The sequence below is a fragment of the uncultured Sphingomonas sp. genome, from assembly GCF_964237155.1.
In the GTDB taxonomy this organism is placed as follows: domain Bacteria; phylum Pseudomonadota; class Alphaproteobacteria; order Sphingomonadales; family Sphingomonadaceae; genus Sphingomonas.
The window spans coordinates 1-11,854 of sequence record NZ_CAXSHH010000070.1; the positions used below are offsets into that span (position 1 = coordinate 1).

Annotated in this window: 10 protein-coding genes and 1 pseudogene; 9 read left to right on the forward strand and 2 right to left on the reverse strand. The window is 67.3% G+C overall.

The features are described 5' to 3' along the window. The first annotated feature begins 107 nt into the window (after window positions 1-107). Complete coding sequence (locus ACFE71_RS12675; protein WP_375429153.1) at window positions 108-545, forward strand: hypothetical protein; 438 nt, start codon at window positions 108-110, stop codon at window positions 543-545. Between the two features lie 36 nt (window positions 546-581). Here the strand turns inward: ACFE71_RS12675 and ACFE71_RS12680 are convergent, their stop codons facing one another. Continuing rightward, on the reverse strand, window positions 582-1,472 hold the full coding sequence (locus ACFE71_RS12680; protein WP_375429154.1) for a LysR family transcriptional regulator: 891 nt from the start codon (window positions 1,470-1,472) through the stop codon (window positions 582-584). 239 nt (window positions 1,473-1,711) lie between these two features. Here ACFE71_RS12680 and ACFE71_RS12685 point away from each other — a divergent pair, with 239 nt between their 5' ends. The 7 genes and pseudogenes from ACFE71_RS12685 to ACFE71_RS12715 all read left to right on the forward strand — a co-directional run. Next, entirely contained in the window at window positions 1,712-2,365 is a 654-nt protein-coding gene (locus tag ACFE71_RS12685; RefSeq protein WP_375429155.1) for a DedA family protein, read from the forward strand. Between the two features lie 98 nt (window positions 2,366-2,463). Then, the gene (locus tag ACFE71_RS12690) at window positions 2,464-3,531 is read left to right on the forward strand and encodes an NAD(P)-dependent alcohol dehydrogenase (RefSeq protein WP_375429156.1); all 1,068 of its coding nucleotides are present in this window, start codon (window positions 2,464-2,466) and stop codon (window positions 3,529-3,531) included. A 124-nt stretch (window positions 3,532-3,655) separates the two neighbouring features. Next, window positions 3,656-5,197 carry a carboxylesterase/lipase family protein gene (locus tag ACFE71_RS12695; RefSeq protein ID WP_375429157.1) on the forward strand — a complete coding sequence of 514 codons (1,542 nt, stop codon included), beginning with the start codon at window positions 3,656-3,658 and terminating at the stop codon, window positions 5,195-5,197. Window positions 5,198-5,895: 698 nt separating this feature from the next. Further along, a complete protein-coding gene (locus ACFE71_RS12700) occupies window positions 5,896-6,651 on the forward strand; it encodes a MipA/OmpV family protein (protein WP_375429158.1) in 756 nt (251 codons plus the stop codon). Between the two features lie 412 nt (window positions 6,652-7,063). Next, window positions 7,064-7,456 (forward strand): hypothetical protein, encoded by a 393-nt coding sequence (locus tag ACFE71_RS12705; RefSeq protein ID WP_375429159.1) that lies wholly within the window; start codon window positions 7,064-7,066, stop codon window positions 7,454-7,456. 212 nt (window positions 7,457-7,668) lie between these two features. Further along, the gene (locus ACFE71_RS12710; RefSeq protein ID WP_375429160.1) at window positions 7,669-9,198 is read left to right on the forward strand and encodes a carboxylesterase/lipase family protein; all 1,530 of its coding nucleotides are present in this window, start codon (window positions 7,669-7,671) and stop codon (window positions 9,196-9,198) included. Between the two features lie 172 nt (window positions 9,199-9,370). Further along, window positions 9,371-9,517: pseudogene (locus tag ACFE71_RS12715) on the forward strand (sulfonate ABC transporter ATP-binding protein); the annotation flags it as partial. 220 nt (window positions 9,518-9,737) lie between these two features. On the opposite strand, the gene ACFE71_RS12720 reads toward ACFE71_RS12715, so the two are convergent. Further along, the gene (locus ACFE71_RS12720; protein ID WP_375429161.1) at window positions 9,738-11,039 is read right to left on the reverse strand and encodes a dicarboxylate/amino acid:cation symporter; all 1,302 of its coding nucleotides are present in this window, start codon (window positions 11,037-11,039) and stop codon (window positions 9,738-9,740) included. 128 nt (window positions 11,040-11,167) lie between these two features. Here ACFE71_RS12720 and ACFE71_RS12725 point away from each other — a divergent pair. Continuing rightward, a partial coding sequence (locus ACFE71_RS12725) for a TauD/TfdA dioxygenase family protein (protein WP_375429162.1) occupies window positions 11,168-11,854 on the forward strand: 687 nt, incomplete at its 3' end.

Genomic DNA, 11,854 nt, shown 5'->3' on the forward strand with positions numbered 1-11,854 from the left:
TCTCCACGGGACGCGAGGTTCGTCGCGTGAAGGCGGGACGCGGCCCCAAGCACGTAACGATCGGCACGGTCGTTCTCTGAAATGGCATGGGGCGAACAGGCGTGGGAATGAACGAGGATAGACCAGGATGGGGCGTCGGGCATTGGATGCTGGCGATCGGCCTCGTCTTCACCGTGATCTATGCGCTATCGCAGGATACGGGCAGCACTCACCTGTTCAATCCGCTCTGGCATCCGCACGCTAGGTTCCACTTGGCGCAGATGCTGGCCATGTTGACGATCATGGTCGCGACAGGGCTGTGGCTCCTGGCGCGCGGGGGCCGTCCCGGGGTGATCGCGGCGGCGGCGCTGCTGATCGCGTTCTGGTCGCCGATGCTGTGGATATCGTTCGTGCTTCCCGGGCTCTCCCCGCTCGCGGGCCCCTCTATCCCGGTGCTGCGGCTCGGCGGCCTGACCATCTACGTCAACATCCTGCTGGCTGCGGTCGGAACGGCCTGGGCGTTGATCGGGTGGCGGCTGGCCGATAGGCCCCGTGACCGTGCTTGACGCAACCGGCGCCAGCGATTCACGGGCACCAGGCAGCTAAGCGGCCGTCAGCGAAGCGATCAGCGCCCTCAGCGCGGCCGTGACGTTGCGGTTTTCCGGGTGATAGAGATGCCATCCCGCGATCGGCCGGCACCAGTCGCTAAGCACGGACACCAGGGCACCCGAAGCGAGATCTTCGGCGACATCCGTCGCGCTCATGTAGGCGATGCCGGCTCCGCCGCGAGCGGCGGCCGTGATCAGCTCGTCGGAATTCAGGATCAGCTGGCCTTCACCCGAGACGGAGACTTCCTGCGGCCCCTTGGCGAGCTTCCAAGGATGAACGGCACCGCTTCCGGTGTGCCGGCGGTTGATCAGGCGGTGATCGTGCAGATCGCGCGGGGAGGAAGGTATACCGTGCCGCTCGAAATAGTCGGGCGAGCCGACGATGGCGCCGTGGAGATCGCCATCGATCCTAACGGCGACCATGTCGTGGGCCAGGCTTTCTCCAAGCCGGATTCCGGCGTCGAAGCCTTCCTTGACGATATCCACGAACGCGTCGTTGACGCTCACCTCCAGTTTCACGTCCGGGTATGACAGGGCGAAGGTGGCCAGCCGGGGTGCCACCAGCATGGTGCCCGCAAGTCGCGGCACGGTGAGCCTGACCGTGCCGCGCGGCATGTCGCGGAATGCGTTCACGCGTTCCAGGGCGCCCGCGACCGCGCGGAACGCCGGGGCCACGTCGGCCAGCAGATCCGCTCCGGCCTCGGTCAACGCAACGGTTCGTGTCGTGCGGTTCAGCAGGCGAACGCCAAGCCGATCCTCAAGCGACCGGAGCGAATGGCTCAGCGTGGACGGTGTGAGGCGAAGACGCGCGGCCGCGCGCCTGAAACTTCGTTCTTCGGCGATCGCAATGAAAACCGCAAGTTCGGCATGATCGTTAAGAGCCATGATTGGTGAACCTGATCCAACGTTCGCTTACCAGACTGTGCGGATATACCGCACACTGGATCGGCTTCAATGTCGATGACGTCGAGGCTCATAGTTTGCTTGCGACAGACGCGAATGTCCAATTGGTGAATGGAGTCCATCAAGGCGCGCGAAACAATGCAGCTTCTCACGGATAATCGGGATGTTATGTTCGGTGTCGACCCACAGGACAGCCTTCGCATGATCGGTTCGCTCCCATGATGAACGACCCCTTGGGCACCATCCTTCTCCACGCGATGGCGTTTGGCGTACTCGGCGTCTTCGTCGTCGCCCTGATCGAGCGCGTCGTGCCCTTCCTGCCGTCGTACGGCCTGTACGCCGCGATCGGCATGGCCTCGGCGCAGGGGCTGATTTGCCTGTCCGCCGCGATGTTGGCGTCGGTCGCGGGTGGGGCCGCGGGGTCGCTGGCCATGTTCGGGCTCGGCGGAGCACTGGCCAAGTCGGGGTCCCGGCCGGGCTGGAGGCGATCCGGCTATTTCGCGCTCGACCGGCGGCGGCTCGTCAGGTTGCGAAGTAGGGCGCGGCGCCACCGGGTGCTGTTCTCCTTCTCGGCGCAGCTCGTACCCGCCTTTCGCTTTCTCGCGCCCGGGATCAGCGGCGCGGCCCAGATCGAGCCGGTCGCCTTCCTGCTCGCGTCGGGCGCCGGAATCCTCGTTTGGAACGGGACATTCATGGGGCTCGGTTATGTCGCCGCACGCGCCGGCGCCGCCGACAACGCGACATGCCTGGGTCTGTCGATCGTCCTCGCGTTCGTCGCGGTCGCCGCCACGATGGGGCTAATGCAAAAGCTGAATAAGTCCGCTTCCAGTCCAGCCACCGTCGCTCGCGGGCAGTTCAACGGTCAATTGTCGTAATAGGTGAGTTAGCTTCATCGGTGCGCACGAAACAACGCAGCTTATCACGGCCAATCCGGCGGCTATGTTTCGTGTTAATCCATCAAGACAGGCTTTGCATGACCGATATGCCCTCATCCGTCCGTGACGGTTTTCCGGTTTCCGGGTTGGCGGCGATGGAGCGGGACGGCCCGCTCGTTCATTGGCAGTTCCAACGTCGCGCCCTGCGGCCGGCGGACGTCGCGATCGACATCCTGTTCTGCGGAATCTGCCATAGCGACCTGCACGCGATCGGAAAATGGGGACAGGAGTTCCCGCTAGTCCCCGGCCATGAGATCGTCGGCCGCGTCACCGACTGCGGCGACGGCGTGACCGGCTTCAAGCGCGGCGATATCGTCGCGGTCGGCACGGTCGTCGATTCCTGCCGCGTGTGCGCGCCCTGCCTGCGGGACGAGGAGCCGTACTGCCTGGAATTTCCCACCACGACCTATGACGGCGTCGACCGGGTAGACGGCACCCGTACCCGCGGCGGTTTCTCGACCACCTATGTGTGCGACGAGCGGTTCGTCCATCATCTGCCCGACGGCCTCGATCCGGCAGGCGCGGCACCGCTGGTGTGCGCCGGCATCACGACCTACTCCGCGCTTCGGCATTGGGATGCCGGTCCCGGCAAGCGCATCGGCGTGATCGGCATCGGCGGGCTGGGTCACCTGGCGATCAAGTTCGCCTCAGCGATGGGTGCGGAAGTCGTCGCCTTCACGCGGTCGGCCGACAAGGCACGCGAGGCTAAGCGGCTCGGCGCTGACGAGGTCGTCCTTTCAACCGATCCGGTGCAGATGCGCGACCAGGCCCACCGGATCGACGTCATCATCGATACCGTTTCGGACGGCTACCCGATGGATCCCTATCTTCAGACCCTGACCATCGGTGGCACGCTCGTGTCCCTCGGGATCCCGGACGCGTTCGACGCGAAGCCATATATCTTGGCGATGGCGCGGCGTAGCATCGCCAGTTCGGGCGTCGGCGGCACCCGCGAGGTGCGCGAAATGCTTGAATTCTGCGCCGCGCGCGGGATCACCGCCGACGTCGAGATAGTCCGGCCGGACCAGGTCGACGAGGCGCTCGCCCGGCTTGCGGCCGGCGATGTGAGGTACCGGTTCGTCATGGACATGCAGGCGTTCGAGTGATGGCCGACAGCCTCGGCTCCATGCGCCGCGGCCGATGCACGCGCGCCCGTGTCCGTCCGATCGCAGCTACGAGCGCGGCGGAATCCGCCGGCGGCGGCCTCGGACATCCGGAAGGAGGCGGGACATGAGGATCAGCCGGCGCGAAGCCGTGATGTCACTCGCGGTCGCAGCGGCGGCGCGCGGCCTGGTCTACTCGGGTAGCGCGGGAGCACAGGAGGCGGATCCGGTCGTCGTTTGTCCGGCAGGAGCCGTGCGCGGGCGGCGCAAAGGCGCGCTGAACGTCTATACCGGCATTCCGTACGGCGCGCCGACGGGCGGTGCCGCGCGTTATCGACGCTCCGTGCCGGCTCCCCGCTGGCCGGGCGTTTTCGACGCGACCCGCACGCCAAGGGTTTCCCCGCAGGCTACCGACGCCCTGTTTCCGGTGCTGTCTGGCGTGCCATCGGAGGACTGCCTGCAGCTGAGCGTGTGGACGCCGACGACGCCCGGACCTCATCCGGTGTTCGTGTGGATTCACGGTGGCGGTAATATCCAAGGCTCCTGTGCGGACGCGCTGTTCGACTGCTCCGTTTTCGCGCGCGACGGCATCGTGTCCGTCGCCTTGAACTACCGCTTGGGCGTGCTGGGCTTCGTGGAGCTAGGTGGGCTGCTCGGTCCGGATTATCGCGGCAGCGCGAACAACGGCCTCCTCGACCAGATCCTGGCGCTCGGATGGGTGAAGGAAAACATCGCCGCGTTCGGTGGAAATCCGGACCAGATCACCGTCGCCGGCGAGTCCGCGGGCGCGTTCAATCTCGCGACCTTGCTCGGCACGCCTGCGACCGCCGGCCTGTTCCGGCGCGCGATCGTCGCCAGCGGCGGCCAGCGAGTGAGCTCCATCGCCGAGGCCGACGCCTTTGCCGCGCATGTCGCGCGAACGCTCGGTGGAGCCGATCGTCTGCGCGCAGCCACGCCCGACGAACTGATCGCCGCCCAAGGCAAGTCAGTCGCCGGCTGGCCGCAGGCCGTGCCGTTCAGAGGTGTGCTGGATTCCCAAGTGCTGCCCGTGTCGCCGATCGATGCCGTCGCGCGTGGCTCGGCGCGGGACGTGGACCTGCTGCTCGGCTGGTGCCGCGACGAGACCCGGATGATGGTGCCCCCGCAGGTCGCCGGCAATCCCGCCTTCGTGCCGCCGACGTTCAAGGCGACGGCCGAGCAAGTGAAAAAGGCCAGAGGCGTCTATGCCAAAGCCGATCCCAGCCTTTCCGTCGCCGATCTGACCTACAAGGTGACGACCGCCGAGACGTTCGGCATTACCAGCCTCCGCCTGGCCGACGCGCAGGTGGCCGCGGGCGGCAAGGTGTTCAAATACCGACTCGACTACACGGTCGAGAACGGGCCGTTCGGCGACAAGACCCCGCACGGCTTCGACGTGCCGATGGTCTTCGAGCAGTTCGATCATCGGCTCGCTCGGCTCAATGGTTTTTCCCGAGCGGACGCGCCGATGGGCGCGACCATGCGCGCGGTCTGGTCGTCGTTCATTCGCACCGGCGTGGTCGACGCCGGTCTCCCGCAATGGCCGACCTACGACCTGCGTCAGGAAAGCACGATGATCATCGATCGTGTTCCCCGGGTCGAGCGTCACCTCGAACTGCTCGATCGGGTAGCTTGGCAAGGTGCGTTGTGATCGCGGCGGCGGATACCGCGAGCGCACCGGCACCCGGCGGCCCACGATTCCCGCCCAAGCCTGCTTGTCGGTCGGCGTCTCGCGCGTGCCGTCGGCGCCTCGGCGGCGGTGTCGCGCCAAGCTCGACCATGGGGCGAGCGGTGACCTACAAAATGCGCTGGCGCTGCAGCCGAGCCGAGCGGGTCGGTGCCGCCGAAGCGCGGGACCCGACCCCGTACAGGCGTCGATGCCGACGCCCATCCGCGCGAACGATGATCGACGATCATGCAGGAAGCGGCACGCGCATCGATGCCCCGACATCGGGCGGAGCCGGTCGGGTCGGCGAGCGGATACATGCTCCGTCCCCGGGGCGTTGGCGAGCGGCCTTAGGCGCGAGTTTCGTTGCGGCATTCGTCGCCTTGGGCCACTGGCTTGGCACCTCCGTCGACTCCGGGCCGGTCGGCTATATCGGCGCGTGTGTCATAGTCCTTGCCTTGGTGTCGCTCCACTCTTCAGTCATCCGCAAGCGGTGAGATGGCGCCGGAACTTCTTTGCCGACCTGATCACCCTTTTATCCAAGCCATTGTTCGAAGGAGCCCGACATGCCCGTCGACCCCGCCGCCGCAAATACTTCTCCCAGCGGCGACCGTCTCTCGCCGAAACGGCTTGCCCACCCGCGACTCCGCGGCCCCGCCTCCCTTTGCCTGGCGTCCGCGACCATGTTCGGTCTTTCGGTAGCACCCGCGTCGGCGCAGGAAAAATCCGAGCCACGTCGCACAAGGGTGGTCCTTGGGCCTCAGCTCGTACCGAGCTTCCCAGGGTCCTCCGATCATCGGCTCCGGCCCTTGGTCGATGTGGCGCGGACGCGGGGTGACGCGCCGTTCGAGTTCACAGCCGCGGATGAGAGCTTCGGCTTCCCGGCGTTAAGGCGAAATGGCTTCTCCGTCGGACCGTCATTCAGCTTCGAGGGCAGCCGACCCGCTGGGAACGTCGGCGGAGAACTGCCCAGGATCGGCAACACGGTAGAGGTGGGCGGGTTCGCGCAATATCAGCTGCGCCCCGATTTCCGGGTACGCGTCGAAGGTCGCAGGGGTCTGGGCGGCCATCGTGGATGGGTCGGGGCCGTCAGCGCGGATTATATCGCGCGGCGGGCCGACGATTATCTCGTCTCCTTAGGTCCACGCGTTACCTTCGCCGACGGGCGGCATCACCGCGCCTTCTTCGGCGTCGCTCCGCAGGATGCCGCTCCGTCCGGACTGCCCGCCTTTCGTCCCGAGGGCGGAGTCCAGGCCGTCGGTGCCGCCACCACGGTGCTACGTCAACTCACCCGGCGTTGGGGCATCTACGGCTACGCGCGATACGATCGCCTGGTACGCGATGCCGGTCGTTCGCCGGTCGTGCGTGCCTTTGGATCGCGCGATCAGGTCTCGGGAGGCGTGGCCCTGAGCTACACGTTCGGCGGTCGCGACCGATGATCTCGGCGTCGCCGGTTCGCTCGTCCGGCCCGATCGCTCAGGCGCTGACCGATGCTTCGTGGGAATGCCGGCAGGGTCCCGTCGGCAGCGATCGATCATCCTCCGGTGCCAGGCCTGCGCTCGGTACGGGCTCGCGGAGCACGGATGCCGGTCGGCCGCGCCGCTCGGAACGGGCGGCAGCTATTTCGTCGGTGACGATCGCAGGTTCGCCGTATCGCTCCCGTTCGGACTGGATTGATGATCCGGACCCAACAAGGCGCGTGGGATAAGGTGGCTTATCACGAACGATGCGACAGCTATGATCCAGGCCGACGCATTGAGCAGGTGTCGTATGATCGGGTCGCTTCCATCCGCAATCGGTGTTTCTCCTCCTTTCGGGCTTGCCATGATGGAACGCGGAACTCAGGTCACGTTGCCGACCGACATCGTATTCACGGTGCCGGCGGGCGCCCCGCCCAACTCCTACGAATACGTGCATCTGTTCGACGATCCCGACCGGCACGGCCCATATTGCACGTTCGTCAGATGGCATCCGGGCTTCATGAGCGCTCCCCACACCTACCGTACCGATCGCATCTGCGCGGTGATCTCGGGCACGTGGTGGGTTGATGGCGGGGCCGATTACAACCCGGCGGAAAGCAGGCCGGTGGGAGCCGGTGGTTTCGTCCTCAGGGTGGCGAAGACGCCGCATTATGACGGTGTGATCTCGACCGGGATCGAACCCGTGACGGTCGCGATATTCGGGACCGGCCCGGTGCGCGCCGAGTTCCTCGCGCCCGACCTCCCGTTGCTCAGGCAAGCCTGACGTGGGTGTCGTTCCTGGAACTGGGCGCGGGGGGCGTCAGGACCATGACATCCGGTGGCAAGCCAGGGGCGGTCGCCAGCTGTCGCGGTGCGTCCAGCTTCAGGGACCTACGCCGGACCGCTACACGCGGGACGGGCATCACCCCGGCTTATCCGTAGTTCACTCGATCGCTTGAGGTTTCGACCATGTCATCAACAGGTTCGACCAAGACCATGTCATCGCCAGGCGCTGGCGTCGTCACGCCCGACCGGAACGGCGAAGACCCGGTGGTCACCGTCGCCCAAGGCCGTGTTCGCGGCAAGGTGGCCAGGGACGGCGCGCGCTTCTTCCTCGGCGTCCCCTATGCGGCGCCGCCGGTCGGCGCGCGGCGCTTCGCGGTTCCCCACGAACCCGCATCCTGGTCCGACGTCCGCGACGCGCGTGTCCCCGGCCCGAGCGCGCCGCAATCGAGCATCTCGTTCCCCAAGATCGATATGCTTCCCCTGGCGGGCGACGGCTGGACGAAGGGCGACGACTATCTGACGCTGAACGTCTGGACGCCGCACGACGCGACCGGGTGCCCGGTGATGTTGTGGATCCATGGCGGCGGCGGAACCGTCGGCAAGAAGGACATCCCCGTCAACGACGGCGCGGCGTTCGCACGATCGGGAGTCGTGTACGTCGCCATCAATTTCCGCATGGGCGTCGAGGGCTTCCTTCCCGTACCGGGTGCGCCGACCAATCTGGCGCTCCGCGACATGCAGGCGGCGCTGCGTTGGGTGCAGGCCAACATCGCGGCGTTCGGCGGCGATCCGAACAACGTCACCATCTTCGGGGAGTCGGCCGGGGGCATGCACGTCGCCTCGCTGCTCGGGTCGCCGCTTTCCCAAGGCCTGTTCGCGCGGGCGATCGTGCAGAGCGGCCATGGTTCAGGCCTGTATCCGATCGATATCGCCCGACGGACGGTCGACCGCGTCGCGAAGCTGCTCAAGATCCGCGCCGATGCCGAAAGTTTCCGGCAGGTCGCCCCGGAGGCGCTGCTCAACGCGCAAGGCAAGGTGATGGGACCGGTCGGCCTCGATCTCCGGAACGCAGACGGCTTCGACCCCAATTTCCGGCTGAACCGGTTCAACTCGGTCTATGGCGACGACGTCCTACCGGTCGATCCGTTGACGGCGCTCAGGAAGGGTGCCGGCACCGACGTCGACCTGCTGATCGGGGCCTGTCGGCAGGAAGGCAATCTCTGGTTCGTGCCCACCAGCCTGCAAGGGCGCATCCCGGGCTTCGCCGCGCGCTGGCTGCTCGGGAAGACCATGCCTCGAGCGTCCGAGGTCCTGAAAGCCTATGGGCTGGGGCAACCGGGCATGGGCGGTGGCGGAGCCGCATTGAACCGGGCCCTTACCGACCTCGCCTTCCGGTGGCCGTCACGCCAGTTCGCGGCGGCACACCGAGGCCGAACCCATGTGTTCGAATTCGACTGGATGTCCCCGGCCCTCGACGGGAAGCTTGGTGCCTGCCACGGGGTGGACCTGCCCTTCGTATTCGACACCCTCGACGTGGCTTCGGGGCCGCGCGGCATCCTCGGCGAGAACCCGCCTCAAGCCCTCGCGACCAGGGTGCATGCGTTGTGGGCGGGCTTCGCCAGGACGGGCGAACTTCCATGGCCGGAGTTCGACGAACCCAGCCGGGCCGTCCATCGGCTTAGCGCGGACACGACGATCCAGGAGGAGGTCATGCCTGCGAGTGCGTTCCTGCCGAATTGAGACGGCGACCGATTCCGACGCCGTCTCCGCGCCAGCTTGGGCCGGAGCGAGTTCACCCTCGCCGGCTTGGCTATGCGATAGTCTGCGGGGCACGGTTGCTGCCTCCTTCCACCCACGCGTGGATGATGCACCATCAAAGCCCGGGATCAAACATCTAGAGCACGACGCGGACGGCGAGCAGCAGCAGGCGGGGCTCGCCCGCTCGCTCGTCCGCGAACCCCGGTTGCTGCTCGGCGACGAACCGTTCGGGGCGCTCGACGCGCTCACCCGGCTCGAGATGCACGCGTTGCTGCGCCGCCTTGTCGAGCGTCACCGCCCCAGGACGGTCGCCTCACCCGCGACGTCGCGGTGGCGCTCCCGTTGACCCCGTCGACGTCGCGCCAACGATCGGCCGAGCTCCGGCGCGACCTTCTCCGCCTGCTCGGGGTCGACGCCGCGTCCGACCAAGCTGGGGCCACCTATTCGGCGGCCTCGGTCAGGGAGCCTGCCTACCCGTAACCAGGGAAACCTGACGAGTGGGAGACGCCCTCCGGGCTGGATCAGGCAGCCAGGGGTCGCGCGGCTTCCTCGGCCGGTCGGCCCAGCAGACCCTCGCGCTTGGCCACGATCACCGGCACCAGCATCTGCCCCGCCACGTTCACGGCGGTGCGCCCCATATCGAGGATCGGGTCGATCGCGAGCAGCAGGCCCGCTCCCTCCAGCGGCAGCCCCAGCGTGGACAGCGTGAGCGTCAGCATCACGGTCGCGCCCGTCAGCCCGGCGGTGGCGGCCGAGCCGAGCACGGAGACGAGAACGATCAGCATGTAGTCCGACGCGTGCAGCGCCACCCCGAAGAACTGCGCGACGAAGATCGCCGCCACCGCCGGATAGATCGACGCGCACCCGTCCATCTTGGTGGTCGCGCCGAGCGGTACCGCGAAGGCGGCATAGGCGCGGGGCACCCCCAGCTCGCGCTCGGTCAGCTCCTCGGTGACGGGCAGCGTGCCAACCGACGAGCGCGACACGAAGCCGAGCTGGATCGCCGGCCAGGCGCGGCGGAAGAACCAGCCTGGGCTCAGGCCATTCGCGGCGAGCAGCGCCGGATAGACCAGGAACAACACCAGCCCGAGCCCGAGATAGACCGCTCCCACGAAGCCACCCAGCGACTGGATCGCCTCCCAGCCGTAGCGCGCGACCGCATCGCCGATCAGCGCGGCCGAGCCGATCGGGGTAAGCGCGATCACCCAACGCAGCACGCGGCGGAAGACCTGGAGCGCCGACGCGTTGAAGGCGAGGAACGCCGTCCCGGCCTCCCCCACCCGGACCGCCGCCGCCCCGATCGCGATCGCGGCGACGATGATCTGGAGGACGTTGAACCCGACGGTCGTGGTGGCGCGTCCGTCCGCGATCGCGGTGGTCGCGGTCAGCCCCATCATGTTGGCAGGGACCAGCCCTTTGAGGAAATCGAGCCAGGACCCCGTCGTGGCGGGAGCGGCCGCCATGGCCGGGTCGACGCCGGCGCGGATACCCGGCTGAATCAGCAGCCCCAGCGTGATGCCGATCACCACGGCGATGAGCGCGGTGATGGCGAACCACAGCAGCGTCCGTCCCACGAGCCGCGCGGCGTTCTCCAGATCGCGGAGCGCCGCGATCGAGGCGACGATCGCGGTGAAGACGAGCGGCGGGACCAGCGCCTTCAGCAGCTGGACGAAGATCTGCCCGATCGTCCGCAGCCCCTCGCCCAGCACCGCGCCGTCCGGACCGAGCGACCGCGCGAGGAACCCGAGCGCGAGACCCGCGCCCATGCCGACCGCTACCTGTACGCCGAACGACGGCAGCCGAGTGTATCGCGTTTGAGCCATGCCGCCCGGATGACGTGGAAGGCCGGGCATCCCAACATAGCTTTTCTGAAGCGCGGCCAAGCCCTGTCCCATGGCGTTCGGTGCCCGATCTTGCTTGGGGGATGGCGCGGAGATCGGGAGTGAAAACGGTGGCGACGAAGGCGGCGGAATGGGCGAACGACGCGGGCTTGATCATCGAGCCCTGCGGCCCCGTGCTGGGTGCGGAGGTACGCGGGCTGCGCATCGACGACCCGGTCGACGACGAGACCACCGCAGCGCTTCGTGACCTGCTCAACCGCCACAAGGTGCTCTTCCTGCGCGAGCTGGATCTGGACCATGAGCAGCATCTCGCACTGGGTCGCGTCTTCGGGCCGCTCGAGGGTCATCCGGTGATCGCGCACGTGCCCGGCTATCCGGAGATCCTCGACATCCGCGGCTCGGAAGGGCGCGTGGCGGATGCCGATGCCGATCGGCGCTTCCGGACGCTCGACAAATGGCACAGCGACGTGACATTTCGCGCACGGCCCAGCTTCGGCGCGGTGCTCCGCGCCCGTGAGCTGCCCGCGATCGGTGGCGACACGCTCTGGTGCGATGCCGCGGCGGCGTACGAGGGCTTGTCCGACGAAGTGAAGGTCCGCATCGAGGGCCGCACCGCCAACCACGATCTGCTGTTCGACTTCGGCGACCGTATCGCGCCCGAACGCCGCGCCGCGATGGTCGCCGAGTTCCCGCCCCAGCACCATCCCATCGTGCGCACGCATCCGGAGACGGGCGAGCGGGTGTTGCAGCGCGACAATCAGGATGCGAGCGCAGCGACAATCAAGATGAGAATCGCG